General features: G+C 40.0%; 15 protein-coding genes. All 15 read right to left on the bottom strand.

Annotated elements, in window-relative coordinates:
• Window positions 1-183: 183 nt before the first annotated feature.
• The 15 genes from lpdA to purQ all read right to left on the bottom strand — a co-directional run bounded on the left by lpdA (window position 184) and on the right by purQ (window position 18,996).
• On the bottom strand, window positions 184-1,590 hold the full coding sequence (gene lpdA / locus IGJ18_RS06000; protein ID WP_010719369.1) for a dihydrolipoyl dehydrogenase: 1,407 nt from the start codon (window positions 1,588-1,590) through the stop codon (window positions 184-186).
• A gap of 7 nt (window positions 1,591-1,597) precedes the next feature.
• Window positions 1,598-3,235: a dihydrolipoyllysine-residue acetyltransferase gene (locus IGJ18_RS05995; protein WP_438843014.1), complete on the bottom strand. Its 1,638-nt coding sequence runs from the start codon at window positions 3,233-3,235 to the stop codon at window positions 1,598-1,600.
• 26 nt (window positions 3,236-3,261) lie between these two features.
• Window positions 3,262-4,239 (bottom strand): alpha-ketoacid dehydrogenase subunit beta, encoded by a 978-nt coding sequence (locus IGJ18_RS05990; protein WP_010737448.1) that lies wholly within the window; start codon window positions 4,237-4,239, stop codon window positions 3,262-3,264.
• A gap of 2 nt (window positions 4,240-4,241) precedes the next feature.
• Window positions 4,242-5,351 (bottom strand): pyruvate dehydrogenase (acetyl-transferring) E1 component subunit alpha, encoded by a 1,110-nt coding sequence (gene pdhA, locus IGJ18_RS05985; protein ID WP_010719372.1) that lies wholly within the window; start codon window positions 5,349-5,351, stop codon window positions 4,242-4,244.
• 458 nt (window positions 5,352-5,809) lie between these two features.
• Window positions 5,810-7,237, bottom strand: coding sequence for a PLP-dependent aminotransferase family protein (locus tag IGJ18_RS05980; protein ID WP_010719373.1), 1,428 nt, complete (start codon window positions 7,235-7,237; stop codon window positions 5,810-5,812).
• Between the two features lie 116 nt (window positions 7,238-7,353).
• Window positions 7,354-8,331 carry a GMP reductase gene (guaC, locus tag IGJ18_RS05975; RefSeq protein WP_010719374.1) on the bottom strand — a complete coding sequence of 326 codons (978 nt, stop codon included), beginning with the start codon at window positions 8,329-8,331 and terminating at the stop codon, window positions 7,354-7,356.
• Window positions 8,332-8,548: 217 nt separating this feature from the next.
• Window positions 8,549-9,064: a hypothetical protein gene (locus IGJ18_RS05970; RefSeq protein ID WP_178306012.1), complete on the bottom strand. Its 516-nt coding sequence runs from the start codon at window positions 9,062-9,064 to the stop codon at window positions 8,549-8,551.
• Between the two features lie 108 nt (window positions 9,065-9,172).
• Window positions 9,173-10,087: an aldo/keto reductase gene (locus IGJ18_RS05965; RefSeq protein WP_053766388.1), complete on the bottom strand. Its 915-nt coding sequence runs from the start codon at window positions 10,085-10,087 to the stop codon at window positions 9,173-9,175.
• Window positions 10,088-10,206: 119 nt separating this feature from the next.
• On the bottom strand, window positions 10,207-11,481 hold the full coding sequence (purD, locus tag IGJ18_RS05960; protein WP_409534856.1) for a phosphoribosylamine--glycine ligase: 1,275 nt from the start codon (window positions 11,479-11,481) through the stop codon (window positions 10,207-10,209).
• A gap of 17 nt (window positions 11,482-11,498) precedes the next feature.
• Window positions 11,499-13,034 (bottom strand): bifunctional phosphoribosylaminoimidazolecarboxamide formyltransferase/IMP cyclohydrolase, encoded by a 1,536-nt coding sequence (gene purH, locus IGJ18_RS05955; protein WP_053766390.1) that lies wholly within the window; start codon window positions 13,032-13,034, stop codon window positions 11,499-11,501.
• Window positions 13,027-13,620, bottom strand: a complete 594-nt coding sequence (gene purN, locus IGJ18_RS05950) for a phosphoribosylglycinamide formyltransferase (RefSeq protein WP_010719379.1) — start codon at window positions 13,618-13,620, stop codon at window positions 13,027-13,029. The genes purH and purN overlap by 8 nt, the downstream gene beginning before the upstream one ends.
• Window positions 13,617-14,660 carry a phosphoribosylformylglycinamidine cyclo-ligase gene (purM, locus tag IGJ18_RS05945; protein WP_010719380.1) on the bottom strand — a complete coding sequence of 348 codons (1,044 nt, stop codon included), beginning with the start codon at window positions 14,658-14,660 and terminating at the stop codon, window positions 13,617-13,619. Before purM ends, purN begins: the two co-directional genes overlap by 4 nt.
• A 13-nt stretch (window positions 14,661-14,673) precedes the next feature.
• The gene (gene purF / locus IGJ18_RS05940) at window positions 14,674-16,116 is read right to left on the bottom strand and encodes an amidophosphoribosyltransferase (RefSeq protein WP_438843013.1); all 1,443 of its coding nucleotides are present in this window, start codon (window positions 16,114-16,116) and stop codon (window positions 14,674-14,676) included.
• Window positions 16,101-18,323 (bottom strand): phosphoribosylformylglycinamidine synthase subunit PurL, encoded by a 2,223-nt coding sequence (purL, locus tag IGJ18_RS05935; protein WP_438843011.1) that lies wholly within the window; start codon window positions 18,321-18,323, stop codon window positions 16,101-16,103. The genes purF and purL overlap by 16 nt, the downstream gene beginning before the upstream one ends.
• 1 nt (window position 18,324) lies before the next feature.
• Window positions 18,325-18,996, bottom strand: a complete 672-nt coding sequence (purQ, locus tag IGJ18_RS05930; RefSeq protein ID WP_438843010.1) for a phosphoribosylformylglycinamidine synthase subunit PurQ — start codon at window positions 18,994-18,996, stop codon at window positions 18,325-18,327.
• Window position 18,997 lies beyond the last annotated feature (1 nt).

Raw genomic sequence — 18,997 nt, 5'->3', positions numbered from 1 at the left:
TCAGAAAAAGAGGTTTTGAAAAGACCACAAAAAAACATCAAAGCTAGCAGTTTTTGCTAACTTTGATGTTTCATCGATCATGTATCAATTCAATTTGTCAAAAAGATGTTTTTAACCTGGCAACTATCGCCAGCATCCATACTTTTTTTGAAACAGTTCGGATAAAATATCCCAATTGCTAAATTAAATATGGATTGGTAAACCTAAAGCGAGTTCAGCAGCATCCATCGTAATTTCACCTAGCGATGGATGTGGATGGATCGTTAACGCAATATCTTCGGCATTCATTCCTGATTCAATGGCTAAAGCAAGCTCAGAAACCATATCACTAGCACCTACACCACCGATTTGCGCTCCAATGATGACATTGTCTTCATTGGTCGTCACTAAACGGATAAAACCTTCTGTTTTTGCAAGCGATAACGCCCGTCCATTTCCTGAAAACGGAAATTTATATGCAGTAGCTTCAATACCAGCTTCTTTTGCTTCTTTGATCGTCATCCCAACAGAAGCTAATTCTGGATCTGTAAAGGCAACCGCAGGCATTGCTTTATAGTCAACTGCTACTTTCTTACCTGAGATAGCTTCTGCAGCAATTTTTGCTTCATAACTTGCTTTATGCGCTAAAGCAGCACCTGGTACGATATCCCCAATTGCAAAAATGTTTGGCACGTTCGTACGCCCTTGTTGATCCACTGGAATCAATCCACGTTCACCGACTTCGACACCCGCTTGTTCTAATCCCATATCGTCAGTATTTGGACGACGGCCAACTGTTACCATAACATAATCTGCTGTCACTGTTTCTTCTTTACCGTCAACAGTATATTTGACTGTCACACTGTCCCCATTATCAACAGCTTCTTTCGCCATTGCATTGGTTACGATTGTCACACCTTTTTTCTTGAAGTCGTCTTCCACTAATTTCACCATATCTTTTTCATAGGTAGGTAAAATTTGAGGAGAACCTTCAAGAATCGTTACCTCAGCACCTAAGTTAGCATAGGCTCCACCTAATTCTGCTCCAATAACTCCGCCACCAATGATGACGAATTTTTTTGGTACTTCTTTTAAAGCTAAGCCGCCTGTTGAGTCAAGTACACGTCCGCCAAACTTGAAGCCTGGGATTTCGATCGGACGGGAACCAGTAGCAATGATTGCGTTATTGAAAGAATACGTTTGAGCAGAATCGGGATGGATCACACGCAATGTATGATCATCAACGAAGAATGCTTCGCCTTCGATTGTTTCTACCTTGTGTTTTTTCAATAAGAAGCCAACACCAGAAGTCAGTGTTTTCACTACTTTATTTTCTTTCCAGTCTTGTGTTTTTGCAAAATCAAGTGTGACATTTTCACTTGTGACACCGAATAAAGTTGAATCAAGAGATTCTTGATAATGATGTCCTGCAGCAATCAGCGCTTTTGAAGGAATACAACCAACGTTTAAACAAACACCACCGATGTATTCTCTTTCAATAATTGCCACTTTTTGTCCCATTTCAGCAGCACGGATGGCAGCAACATAGCCACCAGGTCCCGCACCGATTACAACTGTGTCTAATTCTACAGCAAAATCTCCAACTACCATTTGTTTATCATCCTTCCATCATCAATAACTCAGGATCAGCTAAAAGTCGTTTGATATTGTTCATTGCTTGTTGCGCTGTTGCTCCGTCTACGATACGGTGATCAAAGCTTAAGGAAAGTTTCATCACTCGTCCAACAACGATTTCACCTTCACCATTAACGATCGGTTGTTGTGCAATTGTTCCCACACCTAAAATTGCTACTTCAGGGTAGTTGATTACTGGTGTAAACCAGCCACCACCTACAGAACCAATATTACTGATCGTAATAGTGCCATTTCGCATATCTTCAGCTGCTAATTTACCTTCATGAGCTAGTTTTGCTTTTTCATTGATTTCATCCGCAATCGCAAACATCCCTTTACGGTCTGCATCTTTTACATTTGGTACATACAAGCCATGATCTGTATCAGTTGCGATTCCGATGTTATAGTAATTTTTATAAACGATTTCTTGGTTCGCATCATCAATTGACGCATTCAAAATAGGGAATTTCTTCACAGTAGCAGTTAATGCTTTTACCACGTATGGCAAGAAAGTCAATTTTGTCCCATTCGCAGCTGCCACTTCTTTAAATCTCTTACGATTATCCCAAAGTTTAGAAACCTCTACTTCGTCATGTAAAGTAACATGTGGCGCTGTTTGCTTGCTATTAACCATTGCTTTAGCAATCGCTTTACGTGTCGGTGTCATTGCTACACGTTCTTCCAATTCACCTAAATTAGATTTGAACGCTTTTGCTGGTGCTGCTGGCTTGCTTTTAGCTTTCGCTTCAACCGCTTTTTCTGTCGTAGGTGCAGCTGGTTCAGCTGATGCTGTTTGACTCGCATGCCCACCTGATAGATAGCTTTCAATATCTTCTTTTGTCACACGTCCACCTTTACCAGTTGCAGTGACTTGTGTGATATCCACGTCTTTTTCACGAGCAAATTGTCGAACTGATGGCATAGCCAAAACACGTTTGTTAGGATCAGCTGCATCAGCTACTGATGCTGAACCAGAAGTTTCTACTTTAGCATCAGTTGATTCAGCTGTTTTTTCTGATGTAGTAGAAGGCGCACTATTATGTCCTGGTGCATCGATTTCTACTAATACATCACCAACAGTTGCAACTGTTCCTTCTGATACCAAGATGTTTTTAACCGTACCAGTCACTGGTGACGGGATTTCTTCTACCGATTTATCGTTTTGTACTTCTAACAATGTGTTATCTTCATTGATGGTATCGCCTGGTTTCACAAACCATTTAACGATTTCACCTTCTGCGATTCCTTCACCAATATCGGGTAATTTAAATTCAAAGACCCCACCATCGGCACTAGCTTCAGTTGGTTCAGCAGCTGGATGTTCAGGTGTTTGCTCTTTCGCTGCTACTCCAGCATCGCCACTTGTTTCATTGTCTTCATGTCCTGGTGCATCGATTTCTACCAGTACATCGCCAACATTCGCGACTGTTCCTTCAGGTACGATGACGTTTTTCACTGTCCCAGTAACTGGGGATGGAATTTCTTCTACTGATTTATCATTTTGAACTTCTAATAACGTATCATCCTCATTGATGGTATCGCCTGGCTTGACAAACCATTTGACGATTTCGCCTTCTGCGATTCCTTCACCAATGTCAGGTAATTTAAATTGGTATGCCATGATTTACTTACGTCCCTTCTTATTTCTTAGAATTCTGCAATTTCTTTGACTTTTGCTTCAATATCAGCCGCATTTGGTAACCAGATGTTTTCAGCTTGTCCAAATGGAAAAACAGTATCTGGTGCTGCTACACGTCCAATTGGTGCTTCTAATGAAAGGATCGCACGTTCTGAGATTTCAGCAATCACTTGGGCACTTACACCTGCTTGTCGTTGCGCTTCTTGAACGACTACCACACGACCAGTTTTCTCAACTGATTGAATGATTGTGTCAATATCTAGCGGTGCGACTGTTCTTAGGTCAACGACTTCTACTGAAATATCCTCTTTCGCAAGATTGTCAGCTGCTTTGATCGCTTCACGAACCATTGCGCCATAGGTAATGATTGAAACGTCTGTTCCTTCACGAGTAATTGCCGCTTTGTCCAATGGTACTTCATAAGCTTCATCTGGAACTTCTTCACGGAATGAACGATAAAGTTTCATATGTTCCAAAAATACAACTGGGTCATTGCTGCGGATAGAAGAGATCAATAATCCTTTTGCATCATAAGGATTTGATGGAATGACTACGCGAATTCCTGGAGATTGAGCAATCAATCCTTCTAAGTTATCTGAATGAAGTTCTGGTGTGTGAACCCCACCACCAAATGGTGAACGAATCGTGATCGGTAGATTTCTAGTCCCACCCATTCGATATCTTGTACGTGCCATTTGTGCAACTACTTCATCCATGGCTTCAAAAATAAATCCAAAGAACTGAATTTCAGGTACTGGACGAAAACCTTCTAAAGCTAACCCAAAACTCATACCAGCAATCCCTGATTCAGCTAATGGGGTATCGAAAACGCGTTCTTCGCCAAATTTTTCTTGCAATCCTTCCGTTGCACGGAAAACTCCACCGTTTTTCCCAACATCTTCACCAAAAACGATTACGTTCTCATCATTTTCAAGTTCAAGTGCTAGGGCATCTGTGATTGCTTGAATCATTGTTTTTTGTGCCATGATTATTTCGACTCCTTCGCTTCATAGATTGCAATTTGTTCTTTAATTGATTGTGGTGCCACTTCAAACATATTTTTTAAGAAATCAGAAACTTTTTGTTTTGGAATCTTATCTGCTTCAGCAATCGCTGCTTTGATTTCCTCTTTTGTTTGTTCAATTACTTGTTCTTCTTTTTCTTCTGACCATAGACCTTTTTCTGTTAGGTAGTTACGGAAACGGATCAATGGATCTTTTTTCTGCCATTCGTCATCTGTTTCTTTTGAACGGTAACGAGTTGGGTCATCTCCTGATAAAGTATGCGGACCATAACGGTAAGTCAATGTCTCAATCAAGACTGGACCATTCCCGTTGATTGCCCAATCACGTGCCATTTTAGATACTGTATAAACTGCTAATGGATCCATACCATCTACTTGGATCCCTGGAATCCCGGCTGCCACAGCTTTTTGAGCTAATGTTTTAGCAGCTGTTTGTTTTTCACGAGGTGTTGAGATCGCAAAGCCATTGTTTTGGATATAAAATACAGCATTTGCATGATAAGCTCCAGCAAAGTTGATTGCTTCATAAAAATCACCTTGAGAAGAGCCGCCGTCACCTGTATAAGTGAAGACCACATTTTTTTTGTTTCGTTTTTTCAAACCTAAAGCCACACCAGCTGCTTGGATGTACTGCGCACCAATAATGATTTGTGGTGGTAGAGCTTTCAATTCTTCTGGATAAAAATTCCCTGCCGCATGTCCTCGTGACCATAAGAAAGCTTGTGCTAAAGGCAATCCATGTTTTACTAATTGGGGAACATCACGGTAACCAGGAAGTAAGACGTCTTCTTTTTCAAAAGCAAATGCACTTGCAAGTTGGCTAGCTTCTTGACCAGCTGTTGGTGCAAAGAATCCTAGACGTCCTTGACGGTTTAAAGCTGTTGAGCGTTGGTCTAATACACGAGACCAAACCATGCTAGTCATTAATTCTACTAATTGTTCATCTGATAAATCAGGAACAAGATCAGGGTTTACTACTTTACCATTTTGGTCAAGCGCTTGGTATACTGGAAAATCTGAATTGACTTCATCTAATAACGCATTAAAGTCTAGTGGTAATTTCTTTTTTGCCATTTGTACACATTCCTCTCTCATCATATAAGAAAATCTCATCTTTCTGCGATTGAAACAGATATATAAACTGTATCAATATCCAACCGTCTTCTTTTATAAATTATCATGGATCATTAAGAAATACAAGCTAAAAGCAAAAAAATTCACGTTTTTAAAAATTTGTAATAATCCGCTTAACCACGCAAATAGTGAACAACATCACAATCAAGAAAGCGGTTTACATCTTTTGTACAAAATTAGTCCTTGTTTTCTATCTACTCCTCTCTACTGTTATCATTGAATCCGCACATTGTTATACCTTATTCCAACAAACAGAAAAAATTTTTTATTAATTAGTGATTTTCTTTACAATCATCCCTCTTTTAATTTTCTACTATATGTGTATTTTTTTCAATTAAAAAGCAACAGCAAGGAATCTCCTTAACTGTTGCACATGAACCTGTTCTTTTGATCATGAATTAAACGGATAAACGTTTTGCTAATTTTGCCATTTCCGCTTGAAAAAATGGCAGCCTTTCTTCAGTTAAACGACTAAAATTGATACGCAACCCGTTGGTCTCTTCTCCAAACAAAAAACTTGGTGCAATGCCTAACCCTGAGCGGATCAATTCTTCCGCAATATCTCTTGTCAATTGCTGCCCTTTCCACGTAATCCACGCATAGTACCCACCATAAATGGGCCAGACTTCAAAAAAGTTTTGCGTTTTTTCCCATTCAACCAGTGTCAAACTTCTTTTGTATAATTCTTCCCTCACAATGGCGATCTTTGTGCTATAACTTTCTTCAAATACAGTCATCGCCACATTTTGGGGAAAGATGCTCATCGAAAATTCCATCATTTCCTGAGCTTTCGCTAAGCGGTCGATAAAGGAACGCAGCCCAACGATCCAACCTATCTTGGTCGTTTGTCCTAATACCCTAGATAATGAACCGACATATAAGACATTTTCCGGATCAATTGAATGGATCGCAGTTGGTTTATGCTTTTCACTATCATGAAAGGATAAGTCACTAAAAACGTCGTCTTCAATGATCGGTAATTGATAGTTGCGACAAAGGGTCACTAATGCTTCGCGACGTTTTTGGGACATCACTTTCCCTGTTGGATTTTGAAAGTTTGGATTGACTAAGACAGCTTTCAATTTATTTTTCTTGATCAACACTTCTAGCTTATCCAGCTCAATACCTTCGCTATCCATGGGTACACCAAATAGACGAATCCCTGTCGCTTTAAATAAGGACAAACGATAAAAAAACGAAGGCGCTTCTACCGCAATAGCATCACCACTAGATAAAATCGTCTGTAAAATTAGAAAAATAGCCTGTTGACCCCCACTCGTAACTAATAATTGCGTTTTAGTAAAATCAAAATAAAATTTTTCGATCAAGTATTTTTTTATTTTTGCTACTAATGGAAGATAACCTAGACAGGTGATTTGTTGCTCTTTTTCAATAATCTCATTCATCGAGTATGCTGGAAATTGAACGTTTGGTAATAAGTCTGTAGGCATCTCGCTCGAAAATAAATCGAGAAAATGAGGGTTCAGTTTTCCTACTTCGATCATTTTTTCATAACTATCATCGATTTGTTCATAGCGTTGAGAAAATAATTCGCGCCAATTCACTCTCGGGACAGAATACCGCCCCCATTCGGTTTGATTCACAAAGCGTCCACTGCCTCGGCGACTGATAAGAACGCCAAGATCTCGTAATTCATCCAACGCTCGAACCACAGTGGTGCGATTTGTTTGAAAAATAACTGCCAATTTCCTTTCAGAGGGCAAGGGTACGTTGGGATCTAAATTCCCATTTTCAATATTTTTCATCACCTGATCCATAATTTGTCGATAAATTGGTCTTTGTTTCTTATCTATGACTTCCCACATGTTCTTCTCCATTCCTCTTTCTTCTACTGCCTATTTTATCTTATAAAAAAGGGATCGAAAAGCAAAGAAAAAGCAAAGTATGACACGAGAGCATCTACTTTGCTTTTTAATAGCTATTAAATCGTATCTCCGTTAAAAATGGAGTTTTTAACAATAACATAATCTACTTTGCGAATAGCTTCAATATCTTTCCCACCCGCGTAAGAAATAGAAGATTGTAAATCTTGTTGCATTTCAACCAACGTGTCTTTCAAAGACCCTTTATGTTGGATCCAAATTTTCTTACCTTCTACATTTTTCTTTTCACCTTTTTGAAACTCAGAGGCAGAGCCGAAGTATTCTTTGTACACTACGCCATTTTCCACCATTGTCTCACCAGGCGATTCTTCATGTCCGGCAAATAGCGAACCGATCATAACCATTGTTGCGCCAAAACGAACGGATTTTGCAATATCACCATGGGTACGAATACCCCCATCAGCAATAATCGGTTTTCTGGCAGCTTTCGCACACCATCTTAAGGCAGCAAGTTGCCAACCACCGGTACCAAAACCGGTTTTGATTTTTGTGATACAAACTTTACCAGGTCCAATTCCAACCTTTGTTGCATCAGCTCCGGCATTTTCTAATTCCCGAACAGCTTCTGGTGTCCCAACGTTTCCTGCAATAACGAACGTTTCTGGTAAATGTTTTTTGATATGTTGGATCATTTCAATCACCGCATTTGAATGACCGTGCGCAATATCAATCGTGATATAATCAGGAACTAAATTTAACTGTGCTAATTCTTCAACAAATGAATATTCTTCTTGTTTTACGCCAACACTGATTGAAGTAATCAATTGTTGCTCCTTCATTTTTTGCACAAAGGGGATTCTTGCTGCTTCATCAAATCGATGCATAATATAGAAGTAACCATTTTCTGCTAAAAATTGTGCAATTGACTCATCGATGATCGTTTGCATATTCGCAGGGACAACAGGCATTTTAAAAGTATGCTTTCCTAGTGTCACTGTCGTGTTACATTCTGAACGGCTACTTACAATACATTTATTAGGAATGAGTTGGATATCTTCGTAATCAAACACTTTCATGGACATGATCCTCCTGATGTTCGAATTCAGTAAAACACGAACATTATTTGCTTTTTGGGTGTTTATTTTTAGCACCTTATGTAATTTACCGTATTTAAACTAAAAAATCAAGGGGAATATAAACAAAAAAATAAAAACTCCTTAATCTGAAATAACACTGTCTAGCCATCAAACTTTTCGACAAATAAACAATCAGCTGTTTGTCGCTTATAGCTACTCAATCTCTACCAGGTGGTTCATTCTTTTGTTGATTTCCAGCTTCTTTTGATTGGTTTGTTTTCTCTTGATCGTTTTTATTCAGAGTTCCGGTTTGAACGAGTGTCTGTTTAGCGCCAGTGATAATGGCATTCAACCTTTTATAAACTTGATTTTGATTATCAGGGTTTTCTTTATCTTTAGATAACTTTGTTTGCGAAATGTTCGAACTTTTTTCTAGCTCTTTTTCTCTATCCTTTTTGAATTTCTCCATACCAGCAAGTACTTTAGGGCTAAAATAGCTTTGCGCTATTTCTTGGATCATTCCAAGTAGAGCTCTATTAGGTTTATTTGATTTTGCAGATTTCGTTTTATTTATTGCGTGTGTCATTACTCCAAGACTATAGCGTTGGGGGTCTAGTTTTAGATTGCCTTTCGCTTCTTTACCATCACTGACATTTTCATACGCTGCTCTATGAGCGTTTAGCTCACTTTCTGGCATTGACGAATTATTGTCCCATTTATTTAGATATCCCATTTTACTCCCCTTTTCGTAGATTCTTAGTGACGTTCCTCGCATCAATATATGTAGAAGTCATTAGCGAACAAGCAACTAATGACTGTTTCATTCAATGTTTTTTCATGTCTATGGTAGGATATTGCCAGCTTCGCGATACAGCGCATACCAGTCTTCACGACTCAGTTCAACGTCTGATGCTTGTGCAATTTCCTTGATTCGCCCTACATTCATCGTTCCTGCAATCACTTGGATATTCGCAGGATGGCGTAAAATCCAAGCTGAAGCTAAACCTGTTGGCGTTGTATGATATTTTTCAGCAAGTTCTGCTAATTTTTGATTCAATTTAGGAAACTTTTCGTTACCGATAAATACCCCTTCAAAAAAACCATATTGATAAGGCGACCATGCTTGGATCGTCATTTCATTCAAACGTGAATAATCCAAGACACTACCATCGTGGTCAACGCTAGCTTCATCTGTCATATTCACATGGATCCCTTGATCAATCATTCCAGAATGTTTCAATCCAAATTGCAATTGGTTGATCAACAAAGGTTGTTTGACGTATTTCTTTAGCAATTCGACTTGCATTGGTTTCTGATTACTTACACCGAAATAACGTACTTTACCTGACTTTTCTAATTCATCGAATGCCTCTGCCACTTCCTCAGGTTCAACTAAGGTATCGGGACGATGTAATAGCAACGCATCAACATAATCCATTTTTAACCGTTTGAGGCTACCTTCTACTGATTCAATGATGTGCTTTTTGGAAAAGTCAAACATCACACCGGGAACAATCCCACATTTTGTTTGAATAAATAGCTCTTCTCTCTTTATTGAAGTTTTTGCTAACGCACTAGCAAAGATGGTTTCACATTCTCCACCACCATAGATATCCGCATGGTCAAAAAAATTGATACCGTTATCAAAAGCAGTTTCAATAATACGTTCTGGATGTTCAGCGCCATTAATCCTCATACATCCGAGAATGACCGATGACACCTTTTGATTTGAAGTTCCCAATTGAATCTGTTTCATTAAAATCATTCCTTTCTTTCCCATTAGATTTTAACACATTTACTTCAAAAAGGGGGCAAAAAGAGGCATGCCACTTTTTTCTCAAAAAAGAAAAAAATGTTATCCCCCTTTTTGTTGCGCTAGTGATTCTTAGAAAAAACGTTGATTGCTTTCATTCCAATATCTTTCCGATAAAATGTCCCCTTTGTATCTTTTGATTCTAACACGTTGTATATTTTTCCCCTCGCTTCTTCAATTGTTTCCCCATAGGACTCCACTAAGTAGATTCGACCACCTGAACCTTTTAAATTTCCTTTTTCCTCTTGAACACCCGCATAATAGACAGTTACCTCCTCTTCAGGAAAATCGGGCAAATCCATAGCGGTTAAATACTGATTAGGATAACCTTCTGCTGCAACTACAACCCCTAAACGATATCCAGTTTCCTCCCAAATTAAATGAACCGGCTTATGGTCTAACAAATCAGTGATCACTTGCGCCAAGTCACTCTTCAATCGAGGTAAAATGACTTGTGTCTCAGGATCGCCAAATCTCGCATTAAATTCAATCACTTTCGGTCCATCTGAAGTGGCGATCAATCCTGCATACAATACACCGATAAACGGACGACCAATTTCGCTCATCCCCTTAGCTGCAGGTTTTATTACTTTTTCGATCCCCGCTTCAATGATTGCTTCAGAAATGTGAGGTACTGGAGAATAGGCGCCCATCCCTCCAGTATTCGGTCCTTGATCTCCATCATACGCTCGTTTATGATCTTGTGAGATTTCCATTGGATAAACTGCTTCGCCATCCACAAACGCTAACAAAGAGAACTCTTCTCCTTCTAAAAATTCTTCCACAACGATTTGATGTCCACTTTGTCCAAAACGATGTTTTTCCAGCATATCGCTGGCTGCCTGTAACGCTTCGGCTTTTGTCATCGCTACGACCACGCCTTTGCCAGCAGCTAAACCGTCCGCTTTGATCACAATTGGGGCACCCTTCTCTTCGATGTACCATTTGGCTTCAAGATAGTTGGTAAAAGTTTTAGATTCAGCAGTTGGAATCTGACAACGCTCCATCAATTCTTTGGCGAAACTCTTAGATCCTTCAATCAATGCGGCAGCTTTCGTCGGACCAAATATTTTTAACTCTGCTTTTTTAAAATCATCTACGATCCCATTTAGTAATGGAATTTCTGGGCCAACAAAACTCCAAGTAATCGACGCTTTCTTAGCAAACTCGATCAATCCTTCATGATCAGTTACTTTAATATCAACGATTTTGACCCCATCACGTGTCATGCCAGGATTACCCGGTGCACAATAAACGTTTTCGACTAGCGGACTTTGTAAGATTTTACTCGCAATCGCATGTTCACGCCCACCAGATCCTATGATCAATATATTCATTTCTTACTCCTTCTATCTTAATGTCTAAAATGACGGACGTTCGTAAAGACCATGGCAATCCCATGTTTATTAGCCATATCAATCGACGCTTGGTCCTTGATACTTCCACCAGGCTGAATGATCGCCTTGATTCCGTGTTTAGCTGCATATTCCACCGAATCATCCATTGGGAAATAAGCATCGCTTGCCAAAACAGCTGCTTGTGCTTTTTCTCCAGCTTGTTCAATCGCAAGTTTGACAGAACCGACACGATTCATTTGTCCTGCACCAATCCCTAGCGTCTGATACCGATTACTTACAACGATCGCATTTGATTTGACGTGCTTAACAGCTTTCCAAGCAAATGCTAATGCAGCCATTTCATCAGATGTTGGCTGACGATCGGTTACTACTTGCCATGTAGTTGGTTCTTCCATTGCTGTATCTTTTTCTTGGACGAGTAAACCTCCAAGAACTGAAACAATTTCATTAGATGCTTTTGTTAATTGCGAGTTAAAGTCAACCGTTAATAATCGTAAATTCTTCTTGGCTTTTAAAACTTCTAGACTTTCTGGTGTATAAGACGGTGCAATGATAATTTCTAAAAAGAGTTTATGCATTTCTTGAGCTGTTGCTAAATCGACTTCCCGATTCAATACCACAATCCCACCAAAAATCGAAACAGGATCTGCTTCATAAGCTGCTAGCCAAGCATCGAAAATCGTGTGAGCTGAGCCAATACCACAAGGATTCATGTGTTTGAGTGCTACGACTGTTGGTTCTTGGTATTCACTCATGATCCGCAAAGCAGCATCTGCATCACGAATATTATTAAAAGATAGTTCTTTTCCATGAAGCTGTTTTGCTTGAGCAATCGAATAACGTTCTGGTAGAGCAGATTGATAAAAGACAGCTTGCTGATGACTATTCTCGCCATAGCGGAGGTCTTGCTTGCGTTCAAAAGTAAGAGTCAATTTTTCCGTCTTTTCTTCCTTCACTTGCTCCGTTAAATATTGAGCAATCAATGCATCATAGGCTGCTGTGTGACGAAATACTTTCGCTGCCAGTTTCTGACGTGTCGCTAGAGAAGTAGTCCCTTGATTTCTCAGTTCATCTAAAACAATTGGATAATCGTTCGGATCAACGATCGCCGTGACAAATTCATGGTTTTTGGCAGCACTACGCAACATACTTGGTCCACCAATATCAATATTTTCAATGGCTTCTTTTTCACTAACATCCGGTTTCATGATTGTTTCTTTGAAAGGATACAAATTGACGCAAACAAAATCAATCGGCAAAATCTCAGAAGCTGCCATTGCATCTCTGTGACTAGCAAGATCACGACGTGCTAATAATCCCCCATGAATCTTAGGATGCAAAGTTTTGACACGTCCGTCCATCATCTCAGGAAAGCCAGTGACATCTTCGATTGCGATGGTTAAGATTCCCGCTTCATCAAGTGCTTTTTTGGTGCCCCCAGTTGAAATAATCTCAATTTCCAAAGCTTGTAATCCCTTGGCAAATTCAACAATTCCTTTTTTATCCGATACACTTAACAATGCTCTAGTCATTTTTTTCTTCCTCCACTTTTTGCATTTCTTTGATGACTGCTTCGATTATTTTAGGATAGGTCTGATGTTCGATTTGATGAATCTTTGCTTCTAAGCTATCCAATGTGTCTTCTTTCGTGATCTCTATGGTTTCTTGGTGAATGATGGGTCCTGTATCTATCCCTTTATCAATGTAATGAATCGTTATACCTGTTTCTTTGACTTTCGCAGCAAACGCATCACGAATCCCATGTAAGCCAGGAAAATCAGGTAAAAGAGAGGGGTGGATATTAATGATCCTTGACTCATAAGCATTCAATAAAGTCGGACCAATAATCCGCATGTATCCTGCTAATACAATGAGTTCAATTTCTTTTTCCACTAGGATCTCTAAAATTTTTTCTTCATATTCTCTTTTAGATGAAAATTCTTTTGGTGAAAAAAAATGAAATGGTACATGTAACTTTTCTGCCCGTTCTAAGACAAAAGCATTCGGCTGGTCACAAAAAAGCCATTCAAAGGTATCTGGCAACTTATTTTCCCGAAAATAGTCAACTAAAGCTTGAAAGTTGCTGCCATTTCCTGAAGCAAATACGGCAATCTTCATTTTTCTTCCTCATCAAACAACACTGTTTTATTTTTTAAGGGAACTACTTCACCGATTCGATAAACCGCTTCTCCTTGCTCATTGATTTTTTCAATGACTTCATCGACTTGAGAAGCTGCTACTGCTACAACCATTCCAATACCCATATTAAAAATCTCAAACATCTCTTGTTCAGGGATTTCACCTAAACGTTGGAGACAATCAAAAATCGGCAAGCTAGGCCATGAACCTAATTGAATTTGCGCGGCCGTTCCTTCCGGCAACATCCGAGGAATATTTTCTACGAATCCACCACCAGTGATATGTGCCGCACCTTTGATCTTTTGTTCTTTTATGATTGGCAGCAAAGCTGATACATAGATTTTTGTCGGCTTTAACAATTCTCGGTCCAGTGTTTCAGACAGACCCTCTATCTGATCGGTTAATGTGTAACTATTTTGTTCAAAAAACACTTTCCGAACCAATGAATAGCCGTTTGAATGAATCCCGCTAGAAGGTAAGCCTAACAGAACATCACCAACTTCGATTTCACTTCCTGTGATCAATTGCGACTTTTCTGCAACCCCAACTGCAAAACCAGCAAGATCATACTCATTTTCCGCGTACATTCCTGGCATCTCTGCGGTTTCGCCACCGATCAACGCAAGATTACCTGCTACACAACCATCCGCCACGCCAGCGACGACTTTTTCTAATTTTTGTGGATCATTTTTTCCAGTAGCTAAATAGTCTAAGAAATATAAAGGTTCCGCACCTTGAGCTAAAATATCATTGACACACATCGCCACACAATCGATTCCGATTGTTTCATGTTGATCCGCTTCGATGGCTACTAACAATTTTGTTCCTACCCCATCTGTCCCTGATACCAAAACTGGTTCTTTTAATTGGTAAGAACTTAAATCAAAACAGCCACCAAAACCGCCTAAAGCACCCATTACCCCTAGTCGCTCTGTTTTTTTCACGTGTTTCTTGATTCGTTCTACTACTTCATAGCCAGCTTCTACATCCACACCAGCATTCGCATAGGCATTGCTCATGTTACTTCCTCCTTTATTGAAAAAAAGATACTTTTTCTTTCAATGATTCACGGTATTCTTCTTCATAGTCGTATAAAGGCGTCGGATAATCACCATTAAAATAAGCCATACATAACCCAGAATAAGGAGCTGCTTCTTTTAATCCGATTGCTTGGATCAACCCATCCTCACTTAAAAATTCCAATGAATCTGCTTCAATACATTGTCTGATTTCTTCGATACTATGATTCGCTGCAATTAGTTCTTTTCTCGTTTGAATATCGATGCCGTAAAAACAAGGATATTTTAACGGTGGTGAAGCAATTCGTACATGAACCTCTTTTGCTCCTGCTTCTTTTAATAGACGTACGATTCGCCGGCTCGTTGTTCCTCTAACGATCGAATCATCCACCATCACGATTCGTTTGCCTTCAACAACTCCTCTGACAGCCGAAAGTTTCATCCTGACACCCTGTTCCCTTAATGCTGGTGTAGGTTGAATAAAGGTTCTGGCAATGTATTGATTTTTTACTAGTCCAATCTCATAAGGGATGCCACTAGCTTCGGCATAGCCACTGGCTGCTGATAGCGAAGAATTTGGAACACCTACAACCATGTCAGCATCAATTGGCGCTTCCTGTGCTAAATTTCTCCCCATATTTTTACGAGCAGTGTGTACATTGACACCAGCGATATTTGAATCTGGTCGTGCAAAGTAGATATATTCCATGGAACAAATCGCTAACTGGGTTTCGGTCGTATAAGTATCGATCGTATAGCCCGAGTCATCAATGATCACTACTTCCCCTGGACGAACATCTCGAATAAACCGCGCACCGATGACTTCCAGTGCACAAGTTTCAGAAGCAATCACATATGCACCATTTTTCATTTGACCGATTGCCAAAGGTCGAAAACCATTCGGATCAAGAGCGGCGATCATGGCATCTTCTGTTAAAAGCAAATAGGCAAAACCGCCTTTCACTTCATTTAATGCTTCTTTTAAACGATCGAGTAATGTTGTTTTTTTACTTCGACGAATCAAATGCATCAAAATCTCTGTATCTGAATTGGAATGGAAAATCGCACCGTCTTTTTCTAACGACGTTCTCAATGAACGGGCATTCGTAAGATTACCATTGTGAGCTAGACCGATTGACTGATCATAAAATTTAAATAAAAAGGGTTGGATATTGTCCACACTACCATTACCTGCTGTAGCATAACGCACATGTCCAATCGCTGCTTGTCCAGAGAGTGCAGCTAGCTTTCTTTGATCTTTGAAAACTTCTGAGAGTAAACCTAGATCCCGGTGTCCTAATAGTTTCCCTTGATCATTTGAAACGATCCCAGCACCTTCTTGACCACGGTGCTGAAGACTATGAAGACCAAAATACGTTACACTCGATGCTTCTTGATGTCCCCAGACACCAAACACCCCACATTCTTCATTTAAACTCTTTACTTCATAAGACATTCGATTGCGTCCTCCCAGCATTTTTTAGCTGTTGTAACAGCTAGATGGATTTCCCCATCACTTGCTTGGATCACGATATTACTTGACTCAGTCACTTTACCGATACAACTTACTTTTTCGCCCATCAAACGTTCAAATTCCTCACGATCTTCTGGAAGGATGGTGACCACAAATCTTGATTGTGTCTCTGAAAAAAGTTGTGCTGTCGTCAGATTTACTGTGACATCTAATCCCAGTTGGGTACCAAAAGTTGCTTCAGCCAACGCCACACCCAAACCGCCTTCCGAACAATCATGCGCACTGGTTACCACTCCTGCTTGAATAGCCGCCAGTAGACTTTCTTGGTTTTGTTGTTCCGTCAATAGATCAAAATGCTCGATGTCCCCTTCAATTTTTCCTAATTGCATTTTTTGCAATTCACTACCATTGAAATCGTCATAAGTTTCACCAACAAGATAAATCAAATCATCCGCCATTTTGAAAGATTGAGTGGTGATGTGTTGGTGGTCTTCGATCAATCCGACCATGCCGATCATCGGGGTAGGATAAATCGCTTTGCCATCCGTTTCATTGTATAAAGAAACATTTCCGGAGATCACAGGTGTCGCAAAGACTTCACATGCTTTGGCAATCCCGTCTGCTGATTTGACCAATTCCCAAAATACTTCTGGTTTATCAGGAGAACCATAATTCAAACAGTCTGTGATTGCTAATGGGCGTCCGCCGCTAGCAACAATGTTTCTGGCAGCCTCTGCAACAGCGATTTGCCCACCTATCTCAGGATTCAAGTAAAGGTAGCGGGCATTACAGTCAGTCGTCATAGCAATTGCTTTTTCAGTTCCACGAATACGCAATACGGCAGCATCACTTCCAGGGGAAACTACTGTATTGGTTTGTACTTGAGAATCATAGGTTTCATAAATCGCATGTTTTGAAGCTATTGTCGGTTGTTTCAATAAATCTAGCAATAATTGATTCGCATCTTCAATGATTGGTTGATATTGCCCTAACTGTTTAAATTTTTCGATTCGAGCGGGTTCTTGCACTGCCTTTTCATAAACAGGTGCATCTTCGGCTAAGGCATCAACTGGTAAGTTAGCCACTTCTTCCCCATGATGGTACAAGCGATACAAGCCATCATCGGTGACTTCTCCAATCGTAACAGCATCCAAATCATATTTTTTAAACAATTCTTTGACTCTTTCCTCTGCCCCAGCTTTTACACAAATCAACATTCGTTCCTGTGATTCTGAAAGCATCATTTCGTAAGGAGTCATATTTGTTTCTCGTTGTGGCACATCGTCTAATGTCAAAATCAAACCAGATCCAGCTTTTGATGCCATTTCTGAACTTGAAGAAACCAATCCAGCAGCACCCATGTCTTGGATTCCTACTAAAATGTCCGCATGTTCCAGGATCAGTTCTAAGCAAGCTTCAAGTAATAGTTTTTCCATAAAAGGATCGCCTACTTGGACTGCGGAACGTTGCTGTTCTTCTTCTTGACTGAACTCTTCTGAAGCAAAAGTCGCACCGTGAATGCCGTCGCGTCCTGTTTTCGCACCGACATACATGATCGAATTACCCACACCAGAAGCTTGCCCTTTTTGAATGTCTTTGTGATCGATCAACCCTACGCACATGGCATTAACTAACGGATTCCCTTCATAACAAGGATCAAACGCTACTTCTCCTCCAACCGTCGGTATTCCGATACAATTACCATACCCAGAAATCCCTGCGACTACTTCTTCCAATAAGTACTTGGTTCGTGGTTGATCTAACTCGCCAAAACGTAAGGAGTCAAGTAAAGCAATCGGACGTGCACCCATACTGAAAATATCACGGATGATCCCACCAACACCGGTTGCCGCTCCTTCATAAGGTTCTACTGCTGAAGGGTGATTATGACTTTCCGCTTTAAACACAACTGCTTGACCATCACCGATATCCACGATACCAGCGCCTTCTCCTGGACCTTGAAGAACATGCGGTCCACTTGTTGGGAACTTTCGTAAAATCGGTTTAGAATTTTTGTAAGAACAATGCTCGCTCCACATGACTGAAAACAAACCTGTTTCGGTGTAATTGGGCATTCTCCCCAAAATATCTTCTTCGATCATTCGATATTCTTCGTCTGTCAATCCCCATTCAGCATAAATTTTCTTTTCTTTGATCTCTAAGGGACTTGGTTCATTCCGTGTTTTCATCTTAGACAGTCACCTTTCCAAAATTTTTTAACATCGATGCAAAAAATCGTTTTCCGTCTTCTGATCCTAGTAACGCCTCCATTGCCCGTTCCGGATGAGGCATCATTCCCAACACATTTCCTGCTTTATTGGTGATCCCTGCAATATTTGCGACACTACCATTGATATTCTCAGCGTAAGTAAAAACGATTTGATTATTGGCTTTTAACTCTTGCAACGTTTGATCATCGCAAAAATAATTTCCTTCGCCATGAGCGACAGGCAACTGAATGATCTCATCGGTTTCATACTCCGAAGTAAAGGCTGTCTGGTTGTTAACTTTCAAAGGAACAGTTTTGCAAATGAAGCGCAAAGACTCATTTTTTCTTAGCACACCTGGAAGGAGACCTGCTTCTGTAAGGATCTGAAACCCATTACATGTACCAAAGACTGGTTTTCCTTCCTCCGCAAAACGAACAACTTCTTTCATGATAGCTGAAAAACGCGCAATGGCTCCACAGCGTAAGTAATCGCCATAAGAAAAACCGCCAGGAAGCAATACGCCGTCATAGCCTTGTAGAGAGGTTTCATCGTAACGAACATACTCAGCTTCTACTTCCATAATGTCACGAATTGCCCACAACATATCTGCATCACAGTTCGAACCAGGAAAGACAATCACTGCAAATTTCATG

This window comes from Enterococcus sp. AZ078, assembly GCF_051714985.1.
GTDB classification, from domain to species: Bacteria; Bacillota; Bacilli; order Lactobacillales; family Enterococcaceae; genus Enterococcus_B; species Enterococcus_B hirae.
The sequence above is the reverse complement of the archived record's forward strand: the minus strand, read 5'-3'. Positions and strand labels throughout refer to the sequence as shown.